This window comes from Salibacterium halotolerans, from assembly GCF_900115625.1.
In the GTDB taxonomy this organism is placed as follows: domain Bacteria; phylum Bacillota; class Bacilli; order Bacillales; family Marinococcaceae; genus Salibacterium; species Salibacterium halotolerans.
Genome location: NZ_FOXD01000007.1, coordinates 1 through 23474, shown reverse-complemented (window position 1 = coordinate 23474; position 23474 = coordinate 1). Strand labels below are relative to the sequence as shown.

29 protein-coding genes and 1 rRNA gene are annotated in these 23474 nt (G+C 48.6%); 18 read left to right on the top strand and 12 right to left on the bottom strand.

All coding sequences use genetic code 11. The features are described 5' to 3' along the window. The first annotated feature begins 52 nt into the window (after nt 1-52). From ald to BM124_RS07410, 3 genes are all read left to right on the top strand, one after another. The gene (gene ald / locus BM124_RS07420) at nt 53-1174 is read left to right on the top strand and encodes an alanine dehydrogenase (RefSeq protein ID WP_093336461.1); all 1122 of its coding nucleotides are present in this window, start codon (nt 53-55) and stop codon (nt 1172-1174) included. A gap of 114 nt (nt 1175-1288) precedes the next feature. After that, nucleotides 1289-2053 (top strand): DeoR/GlpR family DNA-binding transcription regulator, encoded by a 765-nt coding sequence (locus BM124_RS07415; protein ID WP_093336460.1) that lies wholly within the window; start codon nt 1289-1291, stop codon nt 2051-2053. A gap of 190 nt (nt 2054-2243) precedes the next feature. Beyond that, nucleotides 2244-2531, top strand: a complete 288-nt coding sequence (locus tag BM124_RS07410; protein WP_170841024.1) for a hypothetical protein — start codon at nt 2244-2246, stop codon at nt 2529-2531. Here BM124_RS07410 and BM124_RS07405 read toward each other — a convergent pair. The 4 genes from BM124_RS07405 to ectA form a co-directional block, all read right to left on the bottom strand. Next, nucleotides 2528-2734, bottom strand: a complete 207-nt coding sequence (locus BM124_RS07405; RefSeq protein WP_093336457.1) for a PLDc N-terminal domain-containing protein — start codon at nt 2732-2734, stop codon at nt 2528-2530. The genes BM124_RS07410 and BM124_RS07405 overlap by 4 nt on opposite strands. Before the next feature lie 209 nt (nt 2735-2943). Next, nucleotides 2944-3330: an ectoine synthase gene (locus BM124_RS07400; RefSeq protein ID WP_090926991.1), complete on the bottom strand. Its 387-nt coding sequence runs from the start codon at nt 3328-3330 to the stop codon at nt 2944-2946. Nucleotides 3331-3442: 112 nt separating this feature from the next. Then, the gene (gene ectB, locus BM124_RS07395) at nt 3443-4726 is read right to left on the bottom strand and encodes a diaminobutyrate--2-oxoglutarate transaminase (protein WP_093336455.1); all 1284 of its coding nucleotides are present in this window, start codon (nt 4724-4726) and stop codon (nt 3443-3445) included. Between the two features lie 54 nt (nt 4727-4780). After that, nucleotides 4781-5299, bottom strand: coding sequence for a diaminobutyrate acetyltransferase (gene ectA / locus BM124_RS07390; RefSeq protein ID WP_093336454.1), 519 nt, complete (start codon nt 5297-5299; stop codon nt 4781-4783). Between the two features lie 440 nt (nt 5300-5739). Between ectA and BM124_RS07385 the strand changes: the two genes are divergently transcribed. Further along, nucleotides 5740-7146 carry a Glu/Leu/Phe/Val family dehydrogenase gene (locus tag BM124_RS07385; protein WP_093336452.1) on the top strand — a complete coding sequence of 469 codons (1407 nt, stop codon included), beginning with the start codon at nt 5740-5742 and terminating at the stop codon, nt 7144-7146. Between the two features lie 106 nt (nt 7147-7252). On the opposite strand, the gene BM124_RS07380 is transcribed toward BM124_RS07385, so the two are convergent. Beyond that, complete coding sequence (locus tag BM124_RS07380) at nt 7253-8155, bottom strand: TIGR01777 family oxidoreductase (protein WP_093336451.1); 903 nt, start codon at nt 8153-8155, stop codon at nt 7253-7255. Nucleotides 8156-8278: 123 nt separating this feature from the next. Between BM124_RS07380 and recX the strand changes: the two genes are divergently transcribed. The 3 genes from recX to BM124_RS07365 are packed head-to-tail and all read left to right on the top strand — an operon-like array spanning nt 8279 to nt 9679. Further along, entirely contained in the window at nt 8279-9151 is an 873-nt protein-coding gene (gene recX, locus BM124_RS07375; RefSeq protein ID WP_093336449.1) for a recombination regulator RecX, read from the top strand. Beyond that, nucleotides 9096-9419: a YfhH family protein gene (locus tag BM124_RS07370; RefSeq protein ID WP_093336448.1), complete on the top strand. Its 324-nt coding sequence runs from the start codon at nt 9096-9098 to the stop codon at nt 9417-9419. Before recX ends, BM124_RS07370 begins: the two co-directional genes overlap by 56 nt. A 14-nt stretch (nt 9420-9433) precedes the next feature. Then, on the top strand, nt 9434-9679 hold the full coding sequence (locus tag BM124_RS07365; protein ID WP_093336446.1) for a YfhJ family protein: 246 nt from the start codon (nt 9434-9436) through the stop codon (nt 9677-9679). Between the two features lie 20 nt (nt 9680-9699). Here the strand turns inward: BM124_RS07365 and BM124_RS07360 are convergent, their stop codons facing one another. Beyond that, nucleotides 9700-10683, bottom strand: coding sequence for a metal-dependent hydrolase (locus BM124_RS07360; RefSeq protein WP_093336445.1), 984 nt, complete (start codon nt 10681-10683; stop codon nt 9700-9702). Nucleotides 10684-10791: 108 nt separating this feature from the next. Here BM124_RS07360 and BM124_RS07355 point away from each other — a divergent pair, with 108 nt between their 5' ends. The 3 genes from BM124_RS07355 to BM124_RS07345 are packed head-to-tail and all read left to right on the top strand — an operon-like array spanning nt 10792 to nt 12978. Beyond that, on the top strand, nt 10792-11130 hold the full coding sequence (locus BM124_RS07355; RefSeq protein ID WP_093336443.1) for a hypothetical protein: 339 nt from the start codon (nt 10792-10794) through the stop codon (nt 11128-11130). A 1-nt stretch (nt 11131) separates the two neighbouring features. Further along, on the top strand, nt 11132-12229 hold the full coding sequence (gene mutY / locus BM124_RS07350) for an A/G-specific adenine glycosylase (RefSeq protein ID WP_093336442.1): 1098 nt from the start codon (nt 11132-11134) through the stop codon (nt 12227-12229). Beyond that, on the top strand, nt 12220-12978 hold the full coding sequence (locus BM124_RS07345) for an SDR family NAD(P)-dependent oxidoreductase (RefSeq protein ID WP_093336440.1): 759 nt from the start codon (nt 12220-12222) through the stop codon (nt 12976-12978). Before mutY ends, BM124_RS07345 begins: the two co-directional genes overlap by 10 nt. 8 nt (nt 12979-12986) lie before the next feature. Here BM124_RS07345 and BM124_RS07340 read toward each other — a convergent pair whose 3' ends face one another. Then, nucleotides 12987-13349, bottom strand: coding sequence for a hypothetical protein (locus BM124_RS07340; RefSeq protein ID WP_093336439.1), 363 nt, complete (start codon nt 13347-13349; stop codon nt 12987-12989). Between the two features lie 100 nt (nt 13350-13449). On the opposite strand from BM124_RS07340, the gene fabL reads away from it, so the two are divergent. Further along, nucleotides 13450-14199: an enoyl-[acyl-carrier-protein] reductase FabL gene (fabL, locus tag BM124_RS07335; RefSeq protein ID WP_093336437.1), complete on the top strand. Its 750-nt coding sequence runs from the start codon at nt 13450-13452 to the stop codon at nt 14197-14199. A gap of 70 nt (nt 14200-14269) precedes the next feature. Further along, nucleotides 14270-14464 (top strand): gamma-type small acid-soluble spore protein, encoded by a 195-nt coding sequence (locus BM124_RS07330; protein WP_342028609.1) that lies wholly within the window; start codon nt 14270-14272, stop codon nt 14462-14464. A gap of 76 nt (nt 14465-14540) precedes the next feature. Here the strand turns inward: BM124_RS07330 and BM124_RS18850 are convergent, their stop codons facing one another. Then, nucleotides 14541-14708: a hypothetical protein gene (locus BM124_RS18850; RefSeq protein ID WP_170841023.1), complete on the bottom strand. Its 168-nt coding sequence runs from the start codon at nt 14706-14708 to the stop codon at nt 14541-14543. Nucleotides 14709-14889: 181 nt separating this feature from the next. On the opposite strand from BM124_RS18850, the gene ntdP reads away from it, so the two are divergent. Both ntdP and BM124_RS07320 read left to right on the top strand, forming a co-directional pair. Beyond that, the gene (gene ntdP / locus BM124_RS07325; protein WP_093336436.1) at nt 14890-15417 is read left to right on the top strand and encodes a nucleoside tri-diphosphate phosphatase; all 528 of its coding nucleotides are present in this window, start codon (nt 14890-14892) and stop codon (nt 15415-15417) included. Between the two features lie 13 nt (nt 15418-15430). After that, complete coding sequence (locus BM124_RS07320) at nt 15431-17173, top strand: ABC transporter ATP-binding protein (protein WP_093336434.1); 1743 nt, start codon at nt 15431-15433, stop codon at nt 17171-17173. 39 nt (nt 17174-17212) lie between these two features. Here the strand turns inward: BM124_RS07320 and BM124_RS07315 are convergent, their stop codons facing one another. Genes BM124_RS07315 through BM124_RS07305 form a run of 3 tightly spaced genes read right to left on the bottom strand, consistent with a single transcriptional unit; the run spans nt 17213 to nt 20935 of the window. After that, entirely contained in the window at nt 17213-18301 is a 1089-nt protein-coding gene (locus BM124_RS07315; protein ID WP_342028607.1) for an FUSC family protein, read from the bottom strand. Between the two features lie 29 nt (nt 18302-18330). Further along, a complete protein-coding gene (locus tag BM124_RS07310; protein ID WP_093336432.1) occupies nt 18331-19575 on the bottom strand; it encodes a GTPase family protein in 1245 nt (414 codons plus the stop codon). Between the two features lie 58 nt (nt 19576-19633). After that, nucleotides 19634-20935 (bottom strand): glutamate-1-semialdehyde 2,1-aminomutase, encoded by a 1302-nt coding sequence (locus BM124_RS07305; RefSeq protein ID WP_093336431.1) that lies wholly within the window; start codon nt 20933-20935, stop codon nt 19634-19636. 108 nt (nt 20936-21043) lie between these two features. Here BM124_RS07305 and bcp point away from each other — a divergent pair, with 108 nt between their 5' ends. The 3 genes from bcp (at nt 21044) to perR (ending at nt 22445) form a co-directional block, all read left to right on the top strand. Further along, nucleotides 21044-21511: a thioredoxin-dependent thiol peroxidase gene (gene bcp, locus BM124_RS07300; RefSeq protein ID WP_425288583.1), complete on the top strand. Its 468-nt coding sequence runs from the start codon at nt 21044-21046 to the stop codon at nt 21509-21511. 94 nt (nt 21512-21605) lie between these two features. Continuing rightward, the gene (locus tag BM124_RS07295; RefSeq protein ID WP_093336428.1) at nt 21606-21911 is read left to right on the top strand and encodes a cyclic-di-AMP receptor; all 306 of its coding nucleotides are present in this window, start codon (nt 21606-21608) and stop codon (nt 21909-21911) included. A gap of 99 nt (nt 21912-22010) precedes the next feature. Next, the gene (gene perR / locus BM124_RS07290) at nt 22011-22445 is read left to right on the top strand and encodes a peroxide-responsive transcriptional repressor PerR (protein ID WP_093336644.1); all 435 of its coding nucleotides are present in this window, start codon (nt 22011-22013) and stop codon (nt 22443-22445) included. A gap of 58 nt (nt 22446-22503) precedes the next feature. On the opposite strand, the gene BM124_RS07285 is transcribed toward perR, so the two are convergent. Continuing rightward, nucleotides 22504-22866 carry a YgzB family protein gene (locus tag BM124_RS07285; RefSeq protein ID WP_093336426.1) on the bottom strand — a complete coding sequence of 121 codons (363 nt, stop codon included), beginning with the start codon at nt 22864-22866 and terminating at the stop codon, nt 22504-22506. Between the two features lie 424 nt (nt 22867-23290). Here BM124_RS07285 and BM124_RS07280 point away from each other — a divergent pair. Further along, a 16S ribosomal RNA gene (locus BM124_RS07280) occupies nt 23291-23474 on the top strand; the annotation flags it as partial.

The following is a 23474-nucleotide window of genomic DNA, read 5'->3' as shown; positions in this document are numbered from 1 at the left end:
TTGTATTTTCGGCTATACTAGAAACAGAAGTTATCAGCGGAGGTGAATGCTAGTGATTATCGGAATTCCAAAGGAAATCAAGAATAATGAAAACAGGGTGGCCATGACACCTGCAGGCGTACATGCCTTTGCCGAGGCCGGCCATCATGTCATGGTGGAAACATCGGCAGGGGAAGGGAGCGCATTCTCTGATACGGAATATGAACAGGCTGGAGCAGTGATTGAATCAGAAGCCGCGGATGTCTGGAACAAAGCGGACCTTGTTCTGAAAGTGAAAGAGCCGCTGGCCTCCGAATTTTCTTATTTCCGGGAGGACCTGCTGCTGTTTACGTATCTTCATCTCGCAGCGGAGCCTGATCTTGTTCAAGCATTGACCGAATCCAGGATGACGTCTGTGGCATATGAAACGGTGGAAGTGAATGGAACGCTGCCGCTTTTGACGCCGATGAGTGAAGTGGCCGGACGAATGTCCTCCCAGATCGGGGCACAGTTCCTTGAGAAATCAAAAGGCGGAAAAGGAATCCTGTTATCCGGTGTGCCAGGAGTAAAGAGAGGAAAAGTAACGGTAATCGGCGGCGGGATCGTCGGGACGAATGCCGCTGTAATTGCGCAGGGCCTCGGAGCGGATGTCACGATCGTTGATGTGAGCCCCGGACGCCTCCGCGAGATAGATAACCTCTATCACGGAAGCATCCGGACGATGATGTCGAACCCGATGAACATCGCCGAAGAGGTGAAGCATTCCGATCTTGTCATCGGCGCCGTGCTCATCCCGGGCGCCAAAGCACCGAAACTTGTTACCGACGATATGATTCAATCGATGACACCAGGGTCGGTCGTTGTCGATGTGGCCATTGATCAGGGCGGTATCATTGAGACTGCTGACAGGATTACGACCCACGATCAGCCCACGTACACGAAGTACGATGTTCTTCATTACGCCGTCGCCAACATGCCGGGGGCCGTTCCGCGGACATCGACCATTGCACTCACGAATGTAACCCTTCCTTATGCGCTTGAGATCGCAGCATCCGGCATCGGTAAAGCAGCAGCGGACAACCCGGGGATCGAGAAGGGTATCAATACAGCTGGCGGAGCTGTTACGTACCAGGCTGTAGCCGACGCCCTCGGTTATCCGCATCAAGATGTATCAAACGTAATGAAAAAAGAGTAAAGTGCAACAGCCTGCTGATATTTTCAGCAGGTTTAATTATTTATAAGTTTTATATTGAAAAATATAAGTGTTTAACTTATAATGAAAGAGAAATGAAGAAAAGGAGTCCGCGGTATGTATCAGGAAGAAAGGATGGAAGCCATTCTTTGGCATCTGAAACAACATCAGCGTATGAGCATCCAGGAGATGTGCCATCAGTTCGGCATTTCACGTGATACCGCAAGGCGGGACACGGTGAGACTCGCAGAGCAGGGCATGGTCGTGCGTACTCATGGCGGCGTTATGCTGTCCGCTGTCAAAGAAACGCTGAAGGGGTACGGAGAGCGGCTGGAACGTGCTTCCACAGAGAAGCGGGATATTGCCGCCGCGGCGGCTTCGTGTATCAAGCAGGGGGAAACCGTTATGCTGGATGCTTCCACGACGGTTCAGTTTACCGCCGAACAAATCACCACGGTTCCGCTGACGGTGATCACAAACTCCGTGGAGAATGCAGAACGCCTTCATTATCAGATGGAGACAGACATCTATCTGCTCGGGGGACGCCTGCATCCGGAACATCGTTTTCTATACGGCCCCGGTACCCTGGAGAAACTGGAGGGATATTACGCCGATCGGGCATTTATCGGTGTCATCGGAGTCAGTGAGGATGGCTTTTACTACTCGCATGAGGAAGACGCCGCCGTGAAACAGAAAATGGCGGAGCGCGCCGGGCGGGTTTACGTGCTTGCCGATCACACCAAGTTCTATAAAAAGCACTTTTACCGCGGCATGAAACTGGATGAAGCGGACGCTGTCATTACAGACGTCCCGCCACCGCCCGAGATGCAGAAAGTGCTGCAGGAAAACGGAATCGAACTGATCACCGCCGGACAACGTTGAACCACAGTATCGGCGTCACCTTCTTTAAGGGCGTTACGATATATTAAGAGGCTTCCCCGATGAGGAGAAGCCTCTTTTTTGACGTGATTGTTTTCCAAAACGCAATATTCGACAGCTGAAAAAAAGAACCTTGTCGTGATAAAATGAAGTAGGCTGCATGCCCTGCCATCTTTAATCGATCCCAAATAAGATGACAGTAATCCGATACGATACAACGATGAAGGAGTTGGCAGGAACGATGTCATATCACGTGTATAAGGGCGAGGTCACGCACCCGGAACATCACTTACCGCTCTTGATTTATTATGATGCAGAGGAGGAAACCTTCTGCTTTTCCACGGTTGATTTTCAGGAAAACCGACCGTCCATCTGTGATTTCCAATACCCCGCCAAATCAATAAAAGAAGTACGGACGTTTTTGAAAAAAATCGGCATGGATGCGGAACATGTCGAATTCACAACGCAGTATCTTCATTAACGATTGCGGATAAACAAGTAAACAATGAAACCGATAAGTGGAAAAAACAGTGTACCGAGAAGGATCAGCAGGGCAAATTCCTTGCTGTTTCCTTTTGCAACGGAGTCACGGTACGCCCAGATGCTTGTAATAATGTTCAACAGAAACAAGAAAGCGAGAAAAAACAGAAAAACCATAACGATGCCAAATCCTAAAAATTCCATATCTTTTTCCTCCATCCTCTCATGATTCACTAAGTATCATACATACGAGGACATCCCCTCCGACGTTTCAGGAAAAATGCCATTTTTCGTGTTACCCGTGTTTATGTCTATTACCTGCTGCCCCCTGAACAGAAAAAGCAGCTTCCATGAGGAATGGTTGTCCTCCGCTGGAAACTGCTTGTTCTTCCAATACACGGGTGGATGTATTTTTAGTCGTCGTCTACAGGATAAACGCCGTTTTCATCGTGCACTTCACGGCCGCTGAGCGGCGGGTTGAATACGCATATCATTCTCATGTCCTTTGTTGCCCGGAGCATGTGGTCGTCATGCTGATCGAGGGCATAGACGGTGTCCGCGGAGATAGGATGGATTTTGTTGTCGCTCAGTGTCTCCACTTCCCCTTCGCCTTCAATGCAGTAGACGGTTTCGAGATGGTTTTTGTACCAGATATGCGTCTCGGTGCCGGCACGGATTATCGTATCATGCACAGAGTACCCCATATTGTCCTGCTTGAGAATGAGGCGCCGGCTGACCCAGTTGCCGTCATCCACTTCCTGATCCGTTCCAATGATGTCTTCGAGTTTTACTACTTTCATGATAAGCCTCCTTCGAGTTGTGCATCTTTTGTAAAGAGTCGTTTTGCAAAAATCCGAGGAAGGCCCGGTCTCCTGCGCTGGAAGATCAGACCTTCCCCGGCCCTGTTTTTCATCAGGTTGTTACGGGATTTTTTTCGTCGACTGCTTTTTCAATGGCTGTCTGCAGAATGGAGAGTCCTTTATCAAGATCTTTATCGTTAATGGTGATAGGCGGGAACAGTTTGAACACTTCATCATCGGCGCCGGCTGTCTCCATAATCACACCGTGTTCAAAGCATTTTTCTGCTACTGCTTCGGCTATACCTTCCACACCGCATGCGATGCCCTGCATGAAGCCGCGGCCGCGGTGGCTTCCATCCAGCTGTGGATATTTTTCCATCATGTCCTGGAGGAAAGCATGAATCCGCTCGGATTTATCCTGAATGCTCCGGCTCAGGCTGTCATCTTTCCAGTAGTTGAGAGCCTCCATTCCGGTTACAAACGCCATGTTGTTACCGCGGAACGTGCCGTTATGTTCTCCCGGCTCGAATTTGTCATAGTCCGGGTGAATCAAGGTAAGCGCAAGCGGCAGCCCGTAACCGCCGATCGATTTGGACAGGCAGACAATGTCCGGTTTAATTCCGGCAGGCTCAAAACTGAAGAATGTACCCGTACGCCCGACACCAGCCTGCACGTCGTCAACGATTAAGAGGATACCGCGGTCCCGGCAGATTTTTTCAATTTTCTGAAGCCATTCCATGCGCGCAGCGTTCAATCCGCCTTCGCCCTGAACGGTTTCAAGAATAAAGGCTGCCGGCATTTCCACACCGCTGCCGTTGTCATCGAGAATGCGTTCGATGAAATCTGTTTCCTGTTCCATATCTTTCATATAATCATCAAAAGGCATCGTATAGGAGTGACTGAGCGGAATACCGGCTCCCCCGCGCTTAAAGGCATTGCCGGTCACAGAAAGTGCCCCGATTGTCATCCCGTGGAAGCCGTGCGTGAAGCTTACGACGTTGGTGCGTCCCGTTACTTTACGGGCAAGCTTCAGAGCGCTCTCAACGCTGTTTGTGCCTGTTGGTCCGGGAAACATCACTTTGTAGTTCAGATTACGGGGTTCGAGAATAACGTCATGGAACTTCTCCAGAAATTCTCCCTTCGTCTTTGAAGCCATGTCCAGAGAATGGGTGATTCCGTCTTCCTGTATATATTCCACAAGTTTCTGTTTCATATTCTCGTCGTTATGACCGTAATTCAGGGCACCGGCTCCGGAAAAGAAATCAATATATTCTTTGCCGTCCATATCCCATATTCTGCAGCCTTTTGCTTCATGAAAAACGGTAGGAAAGCCGCGGACATAGCTGCGTACTTCAGATTCGTGCTTTTCGAAAATACCAAGGTCATTCTGCTTCATTATAATGATGGATCCTCCTTCGTGATCTCCTCTAATGGCCGGGTCAAAAATTTGTTATTGATGGATGGGGCCGATGCAAAACGTCAATTCCGCTTCGTGTTCATCCCCTGGGAAAAGCTCTTCTGCGAAACATTCGGAAACCTCACAGCTGGTGTTAAACGTTCTGGCTGTTTTATGGAACAGGGCCTGAGACGCTTCATTGGATGGTGTGACAGTAGCTTCCAGATATTTCACATTTTTATCGGCAACTCTGTTCACCAGCTCATTGATGAGACGCGTTGCCAGTCCTTTTCCACGTTGGGAAGGGTCAACCCCCACCTGCCATACAAACACGGTATCCTGCTTTTCAGGAGGGATAAAGGCTGTAACAAACCCTGCAAGTTCTCCTTTTTCTTTTGCGACAACACATGTTTCGGCGAAAAACTCGCACATCATGATGTATTTGTAGGACGAATTCAGGTCGAGTGTGGAATTCTTGACGAGCTCCCACATGTCAGCTCCGTCTTCGACCCGGGGTTTTTCAAAGGTTAACGAATCCATTGTAACGGTTGTGCCATTATGCTTCGTTTCCATCTTCTGATCACCTTCGTTTTGATTAATAAGAACTTTAATAACTTATTCCTCCCGAGTGTGAATCTTCTTTTCAACCTGCCGTTAAAGCGCTCCGGAAGGAACCGGACCGGCAGGAAATGTCTGTTATCTCTTGTTTCTTGTTTTATCATAGGATGTGCAGATAAAAAATTCAAATGCGGCTGAATTGGAATAATTGTGCTTACTAAGCGTCACTAAGCGTTGAATGAAATAAAGACAGTCACGCTTACATAATGCTTGCGTATAATAAGCTATGCACCCGATTTGGACGATACGGTTCTCGTGTTTCCTTTTACAGTGCATGATGGGCAGCCCCCGTGTCGGAAAAAATCTTTTTTCGAAAAAATGCGTCGATTTAAGGTTTGGAATGTACCCGGATAGGTAATGAGGACTGTAGATTACATATTAAAGGAGGCTGTTTTATGGACCGCTCTCAAACGAGAGTACTGATTGAAGAGGTGATTAAAGACCTGAAGGGAAAAGAAGATTTTCTGGAGATGGACGATCCCGCCGAACGTGAAACAACGCTTGAGTCCGCCGGTGAAATACTTAAAACGACGGATAAAATTATTAAAAGCTACATCCGTGTATCCCGCGAGGATGGAGGTATTACGCGGATTCCGGCGTACCGGGTGCAGCACAACAACATAAGCGGATTCTATAAAGGAGGCATCCGTTTCAGCGATAATATTGAGGAAAGCGAAGTGGAAAACCTCGCGATACTGATGACGCTCAAAAATGCCCTCCACGGCCTTCCCTTCGGCGGAGCGAAAGGAGGCGTGGATATTAATCCGCGCGATTTCACCGAACGGGAACTGAATCTTGTCAGTAAAAAATACGTGCAGCGTTTCGCCCTCAATCTTGGACCGACCCAGGATATCCCCGCGCCGGATCTCGGCACCAATGAACGCATTATCGACTGGATGGTGGGCGAATACAAAACCATTCACCCAGGTCAGGCCTACAGTGGATCGTTTACAGGGAAAAGCGTGGAAAACAACGGAGCCAGAGGCCGCCGCGAATCAACCGGGGTCGGAACGTTTCTCAGTTATTTTTATTTATTGAATGAATGGTTTCCAGCTAAAAGTGGGAGTGATGATCCCTATAATGAGGCACGGTCGAGCCAGTGGGAAACACTTAAGCGTCTCCACGGGAAATTTGACCGGAACGATCCGGTCGATGTTGCGGTGCAGGGTTTTGGAAACGTAGGAAGTGTTGCGGCACTTGAGGCCTATAACTGTGCGGAAGCCAAACACAGAGTAACGGCAGTGTCGGATCAGTTTGTCACTTTGACCAATCCAGAGGGACTGAACATTAAAAAGCTGCAGGAGTATAACAATAAATTTAAACGGCTGCCGAATACGAAAGAGCAGCTCGATGACTATAATATCACGGCTGAAGCTGCCAATCCTGAAGCCGTACTTATTTCGGATGTAGATGTTATGATTTTTGCGGCCGTGGAAGACCAGGTGACAAAAGAGAATATGAAAGATATCAAAGCCGACATTCTCGTAGAAGGGGCGAACGCGCCGGTATCGGTTGAGGCGGATCTGCATCTGCAGGAGAAAGGCAAAGTTATTATCCCGGATATTCTGGCGAATGCCGGTGGTGTCCACGTGTCCTATCTTGAATGGAAGCAGAGCCGTGTGACGGAGATGTACTCCAAAGATGAGATTGTAAAAGAAATGGGATCGCAGATGAAGTCTACGCTCGAGAAAGTATTTGAAGAATACTTTCATGAAAAAGAACACACCATGCGCTTTACCTGCTACTCGATAGCCCTGCGCAGACTCACATCGCTGCTCTATAAGCACGGCAAACTATTTTAAAGAGAACGGGAATGTCAGGTTAAAAAAGAGAAAAATTAATCCGAACGGTGTACAGCTGGTTGTGTAGAACAGTGTTTTGCTCCGTTCGGATTTTTTGCGGGCAGGGTTAGGAAGTGATATTGTTCAGCGCTTTGTCCAGGGTCGGGTAGGTGAAGGTGTAGCCTTGCGCGAGGGCTTTTTGCGGTATCGCTTTCTGCCCTTCGAGAATCAACAGGCTCATTTCGCCGAGCAGGTTCCGGATGAAGAACGCGGGAACCGGGGCCCAGTGCGGGCGGCTGAGTGCGGCGGCCAGTTTCTTTCCGAATTTTTTCATCCGCTCCGGATTCGGTGCCGTAACATTGAGGGGGCCTTCCACATTTTCATGAATGATCGCAAAATGCAGCAGTTGAATAACGTCCTGAAGGTGCACCCAGGAATACCACTGGTTTCCGGAGCCTATCGGACCACCTGCGAAAAATTTATAAGGAAGCATCATGAGAGGCAATGCCCCTTCGGAATCATCCAGAATCAGACCGAACCTCGCGTAAACGATGCGGATGTCTTCTTCGGTGGCACGGGAGGCTTCCTTTTCCCAGTGTTCACAGACATACTGCAGAAAATCCCTGTCCGCCGGACTGCTCTTTTCTGTGAACTCGTCCGTTCTTGATGTTCCGTACCAGCCGACTGCCGATGCATTCACCACTACATCCGGCTTATGGTCCATGATGCTGATGAACCGGTTGATTTCCTTTACCGCATCCAGACGGCTCTGCAGGATGGACTTCTTATTTTCCGCCGTCCAGCGTTTATTAATCGATGTGCCGGCCAGGTTCACGACAGCATCCAGGTCAGGCAGATGATTTTCCGGCCGGGCATCCGGGCGGAGCCACTCGACAAAGGTAATCCGATCTTTATTCTGTCTGCTGGTGCTGTTTCTTGTTAAAATATAAACATGATGCCCAAGTCCGGTCAGGTAACCGGTTAAAGCTGATCCGATAAATCCGGTTCCTCCGGCAATCGCAATATTCATAGGATAGGGCCCCTTTCATTTGATTCGGGTTGGGTATTCGTTTCTTTTTCATTCATACCCGGATCGAAGATGAAATAATCACAACGCCGTTTTACATGCCGGCACGGGAGCGAGGAAACGTCTATGAAAATAGCCAAACTGACGACACAGCAGAAAAGAACAGACCGTTTCAACGTCTTTTTGGAAGACGGAGGCACAGAGGAATACGCGTTCAGTGTGGATGAGCAGGTGCTTGTTGCGTGGCAGCTTCAAAAAGGAATGACGCTGTCCGGGCAGGACATCGAAGCTATCAAGGCAGCTGATCAACACCGCAAATGCTGGAACGATGCGCTTCATTATCTGGCTCATTCCATGCGCACTGAATACCAGGTAAGACAACACCTCCTCCAGAAAGAGTACGAACCGGACATGGTGGAGAGCGCCGTCAGCCGGCTGAAAGAGTACCGTTTTCTGCAGGACGAAGAATTTGCGATGGCGTTTGTCCGTACTAAAATAAATACATCCGATAAAGGCCCGGTCGTTGTTAAGGAACAGCTCTATCAAAAAGGGGTGGCAGAGGATCCCGCCGAACACGCTCTCCAGCAGTTCACCCCGGAGATGCAGCTGGAAGCCGCTCATACATTTCTTGAAAAAAAGGGAAAACCGAAGAAAAATGAGTCCGCCTCCGCCATGAAAATCAGGCTCTTGAACGCGTTGATGAGAAAAGGCTTTTTCAGGGAAACAGCGCAGGAAGCCTGGAACAGAGCGGATTTGGAGCAGCCGGAGGATGAGCAGCGGGAAGCGGTGTTCCAGCAGGGGGAGAAGGCACTCCGTAAATGGAAGGACAAGTACGATGATTATACGCTGGAAATGAAAGTGAAGGAGCATCTGTACCGGAAAGGTTTTCCGCTTTCCTTCATTCAGGAATTTCTGGAGGACCTCAGAGAAAGGAGACAGCAGGATGAAGAAGAAGTACAGTCAGATGACGGAGCAGGAATTATGGGACGAGATTCGTGAACTGCACGAGAAATCAAATAAAGCCCAGCAGCTTGGGAACGCAAGTGAATTCGCCGTTCATGAACAGCGGCGTATCATGGCGGAGGCGTACCTGTTGAATCCGGATGATTTCATGTCGGGGCAGCGGTATTCGCTGAAGCAGGAAGCGAATACGTTTTTTGTGAAATATTATAATGGTGTGTTCGCCTGGGGATTCAGAGAACGTTCGGACAAGCTTGAAGCGGTACCGATTTCGCTTTTGGATGAAGTGAAACCGACATCGCTGTAGAAAGGAAGGTAAAAATGGGACCTGTTTTTGAGAGGCTCACCGACCAGCTGATGATTCTGAATTCGGAGCTTGGCGCAGAACAGGCAAGAAGCTGGGTGGAGCATTTGTGGGAAGATTTTGAAACCACCCGCGCCAAATCCGGACGCAGCTACAAAGGACCGGAAGTAACAGAAACAATCGTGCAGAAGTGGCTGGAGCAGTACGGCCCGCATCTGCACCGGTACGAACCGACCAACAGCAGATTCAGCAACCTTTCATAGATATAAAAAAGGAGAAAAACTTATCGTTTGTCTCCCTGTTTTAACTTTTTCTCCAGGGTGTCATCGCTGTAAATCCACCCCGTATAGGATGAGTGAATCGATAGATCCTGATTCAGCCGGACGACGGCGACAAAAGGATACCAGCCTTTACTGCGGTAGCGCAGGTCAATAAATGTCACTTCCCAGCCGTTTTCGTGTTCATGAACGATCCAGCGGTACGTCGGCGAAAAGGAGAGAAAGGCGGCCAGGTTCCTGTCCTCGCGGGCCTTATTGATGACGGTGTCATCGGGGATCGGCTCAAACGGATAACTCTCCAGGTAGCGGAGTCTGGCGTTTCGGACCTCTGTCACGTGCAGCCTGTCGGTGGTACGGATGACCAAATGCCATTTATACCAGTTAAATGTCGGGGAAATAAAAAAATGGGTCGCCCCGGGATGAAACTGCTGTGCCAGCTGCAGTACTTTATTTCTGGCAATAATCCGCCAGGTGTAATAAAAAATCAGGCCGGTATACAGCAGAATCATCGTTATTCCAGGAGGAGCCCCGTACCGCCATAATATAAATGCGAAAATGTGGGCAAAAAAGATGAGCGGATCAAAAATATTGATAACACCAAGTGCGACCCACCTCTTATCGAAAGGGGAAAGGGCCTGGGTGCCGTACGCATTAAAAATGTCTACAAAGACGTGCAGAAACACCGCCAGAAACGTCCACATCCAAAGGTGGAGAAAGGACACTTCCGGCGAAAAAGCGAACACCGTGCCCGCCACAGCCAGCGGCCAGAGCAGAACAGCCGGAATCGAATGGGTCGGTCCTCTGTGATATCGTATGTAGACGGCATTGTTTTTTAATTTCAGAACCGTATCAAAATCCGGGGCTTGGGAACCGATGATGACAGCTGCCATAACGGTCTGCATGGAAGACGGAGTTTCGGAAACAACCGGATCAAGTGCTGCCAACGCACCGATGCCGACCCCCATGACAACATGTGTAGCTGTATCCATTCGCGGTGTCCTCCTTCAATCACGCTGGGTAAACCGATTACTCCGCATCTTCCCGGCTGTATTCGTTATACCCGATTATAGAACGCATCAAAAGGGGAATAAAACCGTATGCAGAAAAAAGTACATATCTTTATAGAGTACAAAATCACCGCCGGCAAAGAGCAGCGGTACAGGCAGGTCATGAAGGAAATAGTCGAAGCGCTCGCCGCATTCGGGGCCTCTTCTTTCCAGTGGTTTGAAGCCGTAGACCAGGACCGTTTGTATGTAGAAATGTTCGAACTCGAAAGCCTGTCTGTCTATCATACCGTAAAAGAAGCCCGGCGTTCAAAGAATCATCCTGTTTTCAATAAATTGGATGAATGTCTGGAAGGCGGCCTGGACCATCTCCACTGCTGGGGATTTGAATCCAAAAACGACGAACTGGAAGAAAAGTCTGGAGGAACGTAACATGCAGCCAAACACCGATGAACAAACGATCCACGAATTCCAAAATTCGCTTCTTTCGTGGTACGAGCACAATAAACGGGACCTTCCCTGGCGGCAGGACCAGGATCCTTACAAAGTGTGGGTCTCCGAAATTATGCTGCAGCAGACGAAAGTGGACACGGTGATTCCTTATTTTCACCATTTTATGACTCAATTTCCGACCCCGGAGGATCTTGCGTACGCGGACGAGGAACAGGTAATGAAAGCCTGGGAGGGCCTCGGTTATTACTCCAGAGTGCGCAACCTGCAGACAGCCGTGAAAGAAGTGGTGGAGGAGTACGGTGGGAAAGTGCCGGAAGAACGCACTTCCTTTTCATCGCTTAAAGGTGTAGGACCATACACCGCAGGGGCGGTGCTCAGCATTGCCTATGAAAAACCGGAACCAGCTGTAGACGGCAATGTCATGAGGGTGTTCTCGCGGATCTTTAATATTTCCGATGATATTGGGAAAGCCAAAACGAGAAAACGATTTGAGTCTCTTGTGGCACCGTTTCTTGAAGACACGGAGCCGTCCCGGTTCAATCAGGCAGTGATGGAACTCGGAGCGCTTGTCTGTACGCCGAAATCACCCGGATGCCTGCTCTGTCCGGTGCAGGAATTCTGTGAAGCGCGGAAAGCCGGGACAGCGGAAGACCTGCCGGTAAAGCCAAAGAAGAAAGCCCCGAAAGCAAAAGATATGGCTGCGGCTGTCGTAAAGAATGAGTACGGACAGATCCTCATTCACCAGCGCGGAGAATCCGGACTCCTCGCGAGACTCTGGGAGTTTCCTAACATCGAAGTCCCGGAAGGTAGAGAACGGATCGAAACACTGGAACATTATCTTGCCGAAGAATACGGCGTGAACGTCCAGGTGAAAGAACCGGTTCAAAAAGTGGAGCATGTTTTCTCTCATTTAATATGGTACATCACGGTGTTTGAAGCGTGGACAACAGATAGTACAGCGGATGACACTGCCAGCCGCTGGGTGAGTTGGGAAGAGACTGCGGAATATGCTTTTCCTGTGTCGCATCAGAAAATACTCGAAGAACAAAAAGAGAAGGAGGCGTCCTCATGGATTTAGGGCTGAAAGGAAAAAAAGTACTCGTTACAGGCGGATCGAAAGGAATCGGAAAAGGAATTGCCGCGGGGTTTCTCGCCGAGGGTGCGGAAGTTGCGATCGCGGCAAGATCCGAAGAAGGGCTCCGGGAGGCCCGGACAGAGCTTGGAAATGTACATGTCATACAGGCGGATCTAATATCTGAAGCCGAGCGGGACCGAGCACATAAAGAAGCGGTGGAAACACTTGGTTCCATCGACATTCTCATTAATAATGTAGGCGGAAGCAGCGGCTCAAGCGTTGAAGAGACACCGCTTTCTTCCTTTGAAGAGGCAATGCAGCTGAATTATTTGTCCGCGGTGCAGTTCAGTAAAGCGGTTCTCCCTGACATGAAAGAAAAGGGAAGCGGCAGCATCATCAACATTTCATCGATTTTCGGCCGGGAATCAGGCGGAAAGGCGACTTATAATAATGCCAAGGCCGCGATGATCAGTTTCACGAAAGCACTGGCGGACGAAGCAGCCTCTTTTGGCATCCGGGTGAATTCCGTCGCTCCCGGCGCGATCCTTCATCCAAGCGGAAACTGGCAGAAGCGCCTGGAGGAGAATCCGGAAAAAATCAATCAGTTTGTAAAGGACGAGATCCCGGCCGGACGATTTGGAACGGTCGAAGAAATTGCCGATGTGACCGTCTTCATGGCCTCACAACGCGCGTCCTGGGTGACTGGCGCCAGCCTTAATGTTGACGGAGGCCAGTCCAACATGAACATGTGATACAGCACTTAATGAGGAGGTTTTCTCATATTCCGTTTCGGGTCGTCATTGAGAATATGGGCCTCCTCTATTTTTTGTTTCGTTTCCGGCGTCCCGAGTTCATAAATCTTTTCCAGCACATGGTCCATGCCCCGTTGAAATTCGTGACGGTCGGTTTCTTCAATGGATTCGTCAAAATGGCGGAACGTGAAGAGGTTGCGTGATTCAAGGTCATGAGCCTGGGTTTCATTAAGCAGATGGTCCAGCTGCTCCAGTTCTTTGGCATCCGCTCTGATTTCATACTGGATCAAATTGCTGTCCGGAATTTTCATGCGGCTCACATCATCCATGCTGATGGGGTTCAGGTTGACATAGTACGTCTCTTTTTCCAACAGTCTTCCTCCTTAGGATTGAAACCTTTACGTTTATTTTTGGTGGGATGGCGGCAATATATGCGTTATAATGATGTAGCACTGGCGAAAGGAGGAGACGATGGAACAAAAAACAGCTCTCGTTACAGGAAGTACCCGCGGCATCGGAAGAGAAATCGCTCTGAAGCTCGCTGCAAAGGGATACAATATTGTGATTAATTACGCGCGCAGCAAAAGTGCGGCTCAGGAAACTGCTGAAGAAATTCAAACATACGGTGTGAAAACACTAACGGTAAAAGCAAATGTCGGAAAGCCGGAGAAGGTGAAGGAACTATTCGCTGCCATTGACGAGCATTTCGGCCGTCTTGATGTATTTGTGAACAATGCGGCATCCGGCGTACTGCGTCCGGCGATGGAACTGGAGGAGAGCCACTGGGACTGGACGATGAACATAAACAGCAAGGCATTGCTTTTCTGCGCCCAGGAAGCGGCGGCATTAATGGAGAAGAATGACGGAGGAAAAATCGTCAGCCTCAGCTCTCTCGGGGCGCAGCGTTATTTAAAAAATTACACGGCGGTGGGCGTTTCCAAGGCTGCAGTGGAGGCGCTGACGAGGTATTTGGCAGTGGAACTCGCCGAAAAAGGTATTGTTGTTAATGCAGTGTCCGGCGGCGCGGTCGACACCGATGCTCTCACGCATTTTCCAAACAGGGACGAGCTGCTCCGGGAAGCCGAAGAACGGACACCGGCCGGAAGAATGGTGAAAACAACAGATCTTGCCGACGGCGTGATGTTTCTCTTGTCGGACGAGGCTTCCATGATCCGGGGACAGACGATTGTTATCGACGGCGGTATTTCGCTTCTAACCTGATATTACCAGCCTCTGTATGGATAATCTGCCGGACGAGCGGGCAGATTATTTCGTGTGGGGGTGATGAAGAATGGCTATGAACAACCAGCAGCAAAACAATGCTTCTCAAACCGACGCGAAGAAGGTGCGCCGTCAAAACGCGGCTTCTGCTCAAAATCAAAGTCAAAGTCAGCAGACGGAATTTGCAAGCGAGACGGATGCGCAGGAAGTGCGTAGACAGAACCAGCAGTCCGAACAGAAGAAAAACCAGAATCAACAGCAGTAATGAATCAAAAAAGACCTCTCTGGGAAGATCCAGAGAGGTCTTTTCTTGGTGTGCCCGTGGTTTCGCTGATTTCTGATTATTGCGGAAACATAGGGAATACATATTGAACGAGAAACCATAAAAATCCGAAAAAGATAAGGACGTAAGCGAAGTATTTAATGAAAGTTGCAGCTACGTTTGATTTATCTTCCTTTTTCTCAATGTGGCGTTCTTCATACTCATGATCTGGTGTTTTTCTTGACATGACAAGGTCCTCCTTCTGCTGTTATCTTTAGTGAATGGTTTCCCTTACTGCACCGCGCATAAACGTCAAATCATTTAAGGCAAAAGCCGGAGAAAAAGCTTCTTCGGTTTTCTTCATCACCGGCTGGATGTATAATAAGTTGGCAGGAATACTTACGTTTTGCAGCAGGAAGGAGAAAGGCATGGATTTCCCGGAAACAGGCAGCGTAATAGAAATTCAAAGTTATAAACATGACGGTACTCTTCACCGGATCTGGGAAGAAACCTTTGTTCTTCAAGGAACATCCAAAGAGATTATCGGCGGGAACGACCGTATCCGTGTCCATGAAGCAAACGGCCGGGTGTGGCGGACAAGAGAGCCTGCCATCTGTTATTTTCATAGAGATAAATGGTTTAATACGATTGGAATGGTCCGCTCCGACGGCATCCATTTTTACTGCAACGTCGGCACCCCGTTTGTGTGGGATGAAGAAGCGTTGAAGTATATTGATTATGAGCTGGATATAAAGGTATTCCCGGATATGACCTATCATATTCTCGATGAAGACGAATACGAGCTGCATAAAAAAAAGATGGGGTACCCTCCGGAGCTGGAACAAAAAATTTCAGAAGGACTGGAAGAGTTGCAGAGCTGGATTTACCAGCGTAAAGGACCGTTTGAACCGGGTTTTGTGGAAAAATGGTACGAACGGTTTCTCTTTTTTCGGTAGAATGAGGTGAATCATGGGCAGTATCCGAAGATATTTACAGTTTGTCAAACCTTATAACAAAATCATTGTCATAACCGTTATTATCGGGGTGCTGAAGTTTGGAATTCCGCTTCTCACCCCTCTTATTCTGGCGCACGTAATTGATGAAATTATACTGGCCGACGGGATGGCCGCTGAAGAAAAGCTTTCCACGCTGTTCTGGATCACAGGTGGGGCTCTTGTTCTTTTTTTAGTTATACGGCCGCCGGTTGAGTACTACCGCCAGTATTTTGCGCAGTGGACAGGGAATAAAGTTCTGTATGACATCAGGGATCAGCTGTTCATCCATATTCAGAAATTAAGCCTGCGTTTTTATTCCAACCGGAAGGCAGGTGAGGTCATATCCCGTGTCATTAACGATGTGGAGCAGACAAAGAACTTTGTGATAACCGGGATGATGAATATCTGGCTTGACCTGGCTACGATCCTTATCGTTCTTGTTATTATGCTGACGATGAATGGTTGGCTCACTCTTGTTTCTGTGTCGCTGTTCCCGCTTTATATTATATCCATTAATTATTTCTACACGAGACTCCGTGACTTGACGGCACGCCGGTCGGCTGCGCTTGCCGATGTGCAGGGTCATCTTCATGAACGGGTCCAGGGCATGAATGTCATCCGGAGTTTTGCGCTGGAGGATTATGAACAGGAGCAGTTCGATCAGCGCAACAGTACATTTCTCGAGAGGGCGGTCGACCATACGAAGTGGAATGCCAAAACGTTTGCTGTCGTGAATACGATCACCGATATTGCACCGCTGCTGGTTATTATGGCAGCTGGTTATTTCGTTATTACTTCAGGCCTCTCCGTCGGAGAAATGACAGCATTTGTTGCCTATATGGAGCGGATGTATGCGCCGCTGCGGCGGTTGATTAATTCGTCCACCACCCTCATTCAGTCCATTGCTTCGATGGACCGTGTGTTTGAATTTGTAGACGAGAAATACGATATCGAAGACAAGGAGGACGCTGTACCGCTCTCCCATGCAAAAGGAGACCTCGAATTGGAGAACGTATCCTTTCAGTATGAAGATGAAAGCGGGGAAATTCTTCACTCTGTGAACATGAATGTAAAAGCGGGCGAAACTATCGCACTGGTTGGGATGAGCGGGGGCGGAAAAAGCACGCTTGTCAGTTTAATTCCACGCTTTTACGATGTTACGGCAGGAAGAATCAAGCTGGACGGCATGGACATCCGGGACTATCAAGTTCAAACGCTGCGGGATAAGATCGGTATGGTACTCCAGGACAATATATTATTCAGCGGGTCGGTGAAGATGAACATCCGTATGGGAAATCCGGATGCCACGGATGAAGAAGTAACGGCAGCTGCCAGGGCGGCCAATGCTGACACGTTTATTCAGAATCTCGCGGAGGGCTATGATACTCAGGTAGGCGAAAGGGGAGTCAAACTGTCCGGAGGTCAGAAACAGCGCATTGCGATTGCGCGGGTTTTTGTGAAAAATCCACCCATGTTGGTATTCGATGAAGCCACTTCTGCCCTCGACCTGGAAAGTGAGCATTTAATTCAGGAAGCGATGGAGACACTCGCCAAAGACCGGACCACCTTTATCGTGGCCCACCGGCTTTCCACCATCACCCACGCCGACCGCATCATCGTGATGGAGAACGGCAGAGTAGCCGAAGACGGCCCGCACGAAGAGCTTATGAAACAAAACGGCTCCTACAGAAAACTGTATGATGTGCAGCATGTATAAAAAAGACGGAGCAGGGAAAGTCACCCCGCTCCGTCTTTTTTAATCCTGCTCAATATAAACCGTGTTGTCATCCTGATGGTAGCTGAAGAAACTTTCCACGAGCCGGTCCAGATGTTCGAGGTGGTCCTGGTATTCCATGATATGGGCAACCACCGGAAGAACATGAAACCACTCTTCTTTCAGCCGTTTCTCTTCATCATACACCTTCATAAATTGTTCGGCGAGCTGCGTTTTTCCCGTCATTACTTCTTCTTCCATATCTCCAGGAAGCTGGGAGTGTACTTTTCCCACATAACGAAGAAGAATCCGGTCGTGATAGTCCATCAGCTGATCCAGCTGGGATTTGATCTGTTTCTGCATATCTTCAGGCAGGTGATACAGCTCATTTTCGTACCGGTTGATTGATTTAAGAATGGTGAAGATATGCTGCAGGCCCGTTATCATCTGTTTGAACAGAACAACTTTGCGCGCCTTTACGAGCTTATGGTTCCTTAAATAACTTCGTTCTTCTTTGAAAAGAAGATAAAGATTACTCACTTCCACAATGGATTCATTGATTCTTGGTATGTCCTGTTTCAGGCTCTGCTGATTTGTTTCATGACGAAGTATAAGGCGTGTCCAGCGGATGACTTCATCGGTCAGGTCCGTCATTTTATAGTAAAGCTTGGTTTCATACTTCGGCGGAAAAAACAGAATGTTCACGAGAAAGGCTGCCAGCACCCCGAGCATCACGAGCGAAAACCGTTCCAGCGCAAACGTGAGAAAACTGTCGCCGGGGCGGCCCATAATAATAATGATCGTAACCAGTGCAAGGGAGATCGCGGAGCTCTCCAGTTTCAGTTTCAAAATAATACTGATGGCGAGCATCACGGCCGCCCCGATCACGAAAGGTTCATGCCCGAAAGCAATGGTGAAGACAATGGCTATGGCGGCCCCGAGGACGTTTGCCTGCACCTGCTCGAGAATAGTTTGATATGATTTGTAAATGGAAGGCTGAATAGCAAACGTTGCCGATATGGCTGCGAAGAACGCCGGATCCAGCCCGATCCAGGAAGCGGCATAAATGGCAGCAATGATGGCAAGCCCGGTTTTAAATATTCGTGCCCCTAATCGCATGTGATGGTCCAAGTCCTTTCTTTCCACAAAGTGACGCGCATTTAATGCTGCGGCGGTGCTTCCTCCTGCCGTGTTTTTTCAAAAACTTTCTTCGCTTCCTCGGCAGACTGACGGTCAATGAAGTAAGCGATGGCTGCTTTGCACAGCGACCATGTCGCAGCAGAGGCGATCGTTCCGGAAATAACGTGACCGGCGCCGGGGAAGACGGCTTTACTCAACGACCGCGCTGCCTGGCGGAAGGCGTAAGCTGCACCAACATTAATGCCGAGGGCACCGATGAATTCAAGAATACTTCTGCGGTTCAGGTCACGGCCTGAAATGTAGGCGATACTTGTAATCATCGAAATCTGTACCCCCGTAATGACAGGCATATCCGCAATGGGGATCGGCTGTGCGCCGAAACCACCGTTGATCAATGAGGCGCTTTTGCCGATGGAGCGCGCGATGCTGCGCTGGATTTCGGCAGCCTGGGTGATTTTGGCCCACTGCAGCCAGGTGCTGCCGGGAAGATGGTTCAGGAGATAATGAAGGGTTTCTTCCATATTCCAGCGCCGGTCGTACACGACTTTTCCGTCTTTAAAAGCAAGATACGCGCATACCGGAAATACTTGAATGACACCTTCGATCTGGTCTTTCAGCTTATCTTCAAGATGAGACGCTGCATGATCGATGTTGTTCCTTTTTTCTTTTTCATAAGGGGGTTCTGTGTCGTACACAGGATCGAGTTCGTCCACCTGCGTAACAATTCCGATAACCGGAGGGACATACTGGTGCACGTCTTCCACATACGACCGCAGTTCCTGCAGCTGCTCGATATCTTCCTGAATGCGCGCATCCACTTCTTTGGCTTTCACAAGAAACAAAAACACATCCGGGCTTTTTTCGTGCAGGGAACGCTTTGCTTCTTCAAGAGAGTCCGCTGTATCAGCGTCTTCTTCAGGCCTGGAACCTTCACCGAGACCGCGGGTGTCGAGGATATCCATGGCTCCAGAGGAAGCATTATCCTTTTGGAAAGAATGCCACACGCCGCGCCCGGTCTGTGCTTTGACAGCACCGGTTTCAGCAGCGGGCTCCTGAAAAACAGCATTAATGAATGTGGATTTACCGGCACCACGCCGGCCGACGATCGCAAAACGAGGCGAACGGTAATCGAGAAATATGTCTTCCAGCCTTTCGATTTCTCCTTCAATCTGGTTTTTGACGGGACCGGGCACTTTCGGCAGAAGTTTTTTCCGCATTAAACGCACCGGTTCCTGCAGCCACTGTTTTGTTTCGTCGTTTGGCATGACTTGCCCCTCCTTTGTCTTCCATTCTGTATTCCCACTCACCGGGAGTTGTAATCACTTACGGCCTGTTTTTTTCGATCTGCTCGAAGGCGTACCTGGCAGCTTCGATGGTTTGATCAATATCGGCTTCGGTATGAGCGGTAGTCAGAAACCATGCTTCATATTTGGACGGGGCCAGACTGACTCCCTGATCCAGCATCAGATGGAAGAACGCTTTAAACAATTCTCCGTCACTTTCGTCGGCGCCGTCGTAATCTGTGACTTTATGGTCTGTAAAGTAGAGGGTCAGTGCCCCGCAGCGCCGGTTGATGACCGCCGGTATGGAGTGGTCTTTGATAATGTCGAGCAGTCCGTCTTCCAGGCGTTTACCGAGGTGGTCCAGGTGCTCATACACGCCGTCCCGGCCGAGCACTTCAAGGCAGGCGATGCCGGCACTGATGGATACCGGATTTCCCGACATCGTACCGGCCTGATAGGCGGGGCCGAGGGGTGCGACATTTTCCATAATATCAACCCGTCCCCCGTATGCGCCGATCGGCAGGCCGCCGCCGATAATTTTACCCATCGCAGTCATATCCGGCTTCACTCCGTAAATGTCCTGGGCTCCGCCGTATGTAAAACGAAAAGCGGTGATGACTTCATCGTAAATAACGAGGGCCCCTGCGTGATGGGCAGCTTCGTTCACTTGTTCCAAAAATCCGTCTGCGGGTTCGACAATCCCGAAATTACCGACGATCGGCTCCACCAGAACAGCGGCAATATCGTTCCCCCATTTTTCCATTACATCGTGCAGCGCCTGCGTATTATTAAAGGGAACAGTGATCACTTCTTCGGCGGTACTTTCTGTCACGCCTGCGGAGTCCGGCGATCCAAGCGTGGCTGGTCCGGATCCCGCTGCGACAAGCACCAGATCGGAGTGCCCGTGATAGGACCCGGAGAATTTGACTATTTTTGTACGGCCGGTATAGGCGCGGGCCACACGTATGGTTGTCATGACCGCTTCTGTCCCTGAATTGACGAATCGAACCTTTTCGAGGGAAGGAATGGCATCTTTCAGCATACGAGCGAATCTGTTTTCGAGTACGGTCGGGGTCCCATACAGTACGCCGTTTTCTGCGGCGCGCGTCACAGTTTCTGTGATGTGGGGGTGGGCATGTCCTGTTATAATCGGACCGTAGGCACCAACGTAATCGGTATAGGTGTTACCGTCCACATCATACAGATAAGCGCCGTTTCCTTTTTCCATAAAAACCGGAGCGCCGCCCCCGACGCCTTTAAAGGAGCGGGAAGGGCTGTTCACTCCGCCGACAATATGTTCACATGCCTCATTATACAAGTGCTGGGATTGTTCTCTGTTCATTATGGTTCCTCCTAAAGTGAAAACTTCCATCACTTATTGTATCATGAAGAGAGAAGAACCAATAACAAACCTCTGAATACACAGGAAAGGATGATAAACGTGGCAGATATGAGAGGAAAAAAAGCACCTGACTTTTCCCTGCCCGCAAGTACCGGGGAAAACATCAGTCTGTCTGATTACGCCGGAAAAAATGTCGTTCTTTATTTTTACCCGAAAGACATGACCCCGGGATGTACGACGCAGGCCTGTGATTTCAGGGACTGGTCAGCCGATTTTGAGAAAGAAAACACCCGTATTCTCGGTGTCAGTCCCGATCCGCTCGAATCACATCAGAAATTTATTGAGAAAAATGAACTCCCGTTTCCGCTTTTGGCTGATGAAAATAAAGAATTAGCCGATGCCTTCGGAGTTTGGCAGCTTAAAAAGAACTTCGGCAAAGAATATATGGGAATTGTTCGTTCCACCTTTATCATTGATAAAAATGGAACAATTGTTGAAGAATGGGATAATGTAAAAGTAAAAAATCACGTGGAGGAAACGCTGCAATATATCAAAGACCACCTTAAAAGTTCCTGAAGGGAACCTGCATTCCTGCCTGTTCTTAAGTGTTGCAGAAAATGAGGACGTGATATAATAAAGTACCAAAAGCAATGGTCGGAGGGGGTTGGAAATGAAACTGATGATATGCATCGTGAACGATTATTATACGTCGCAGATTGAAAAGGAAATGAACAATAAAGGGTACCGGATGACGGAGCTTTCAAGCAGCGGAGGTTTCATTAAAAAAGGAAGCACCACCTTTCTTTTCGGGGTGGACGAAGGAAATCTGGAGAATTTGAAATCGGATTTGGAAGAAGCCTGCACTACCCTTGAGGCTAAAAAGGGCAGACAATCAGAAGCGCCTCGCCGGTTTACTTATTTTGTGCTGTCTGCAGAGAACGCAGCCTTTTTCGGAAATCCAATGAATAACACCTGAAAGATACCTTCATTGACAGAGTTTCCTCATTTCCTATAGAATTATTTATAAGAATTATCATGTAATAATTGGTGAGTGGAGAAAGCGAGGTGCATGGCGATGGCGAACGGACATCTTCAGGAAGCGGTAAGCACGCTGAAAAATACGAAGGTTCGCATGACCCCGCAGCGTCATGCCATTTTGGAATATTTGTATGAAACAATGAATCATCCAACAGCCGATGACATTTATAAAGCTCTTGAAAGCAAATTCCCCAACATGAGCGTTGCCACGGTATATAATAATCTCCGTGTTTTTAAAAACGTCGGCATAGTGAAAGAACTGACGTATGGAGACTCATCGAGCCGGTTCGACTGTGTAACAACGGAACACTACCACATTATCTGTTCCGACTGCGGAAAGATTGTTGATTTCCACTATCCGGGGCTGGATGAAGTGGAGACACTGGCTGAACAAGTCACCGGTTTCCAGGTTCACGACCACCGGATGGAGATATACGGTACGTGCCAGGACTGCAAAATGGTTTCCCATTAAAAAGAAAAAAAGGCTCTTTAGGAGGACACCCTCGTAAAGAGCCTTTTTTTCTCCGGACTCAGGATTTATGCCGGGAAGATCCACGGTTGTATGATGGATCAAATTCTTTACCTTCGAGTTCCGGATCAAGGGTTAATGGTTCATCACAGTACATGCACGCATCAACTCTTCCCAAAACCTTGGTTACCTTTTTGCAGCTTGGACATTCCACTTTCACGGTGTTGGTAGATATCATGCCGATCCAGAAATAAACCCCGCTGCTTGATATGACAAAAATAAAACCAATGATCATGCTTATTGTCATAATGGCAGGGGAGGAATCAAAAAAGATTCCAATATACATAACCAGAATCCCTATAAACACAAGGGAGAGAGCAAATGTCCTGATTCGGTTGATTTTGTTCATACCTTTTGAAGCCATACAATACCTCCTGTGAGGAGAGTATATCATATAAAATGGCTTTCATCAGCGGCCATCATTTTCAAATTACTCACGTTGAAAATACAGCCGGCTGTATTTTTTATAAATCAATAATCCCGGCATAGAAGGGATGTGTAAGGAAGGGTGGAATTCTTTTTAAAAAAATTAACTAAAATGTTGACTCATTATAGATACGGTGATAAAGTATTTATTGTCGCTGTTGAGGAAACAGCAGACAGCAACAAAATTTCCTTGAAAAAAGTTATTGACTGATTGTTGAGGAAATGATAAATTAGAAAAGTCGCTAATTAAGCGGCGCTGATATCTGCCCTTTGAAAATTGAATGAAAGTCAAGCGTCTGTCAATTCAAAATGATCGTTTTTCGGTCATTACAGATAAGAAACACAGTGCAGCATCAAACTTTTTATTGGAGAGTTTGATCCTGGCTCAGGACGAACGCTGGCGGCGTGCCTAATACATGCAAGTCGAGCGCGGGAAGCAGGCAGATCCCTTCGGGGTGAAACCTGTGGAACGAGCGGCGGACGGGTGAGTAACACGTGGGCAACCTGCCTGAAAGTCCGGGATAACCCCGGGAAACCGGAGCTAAT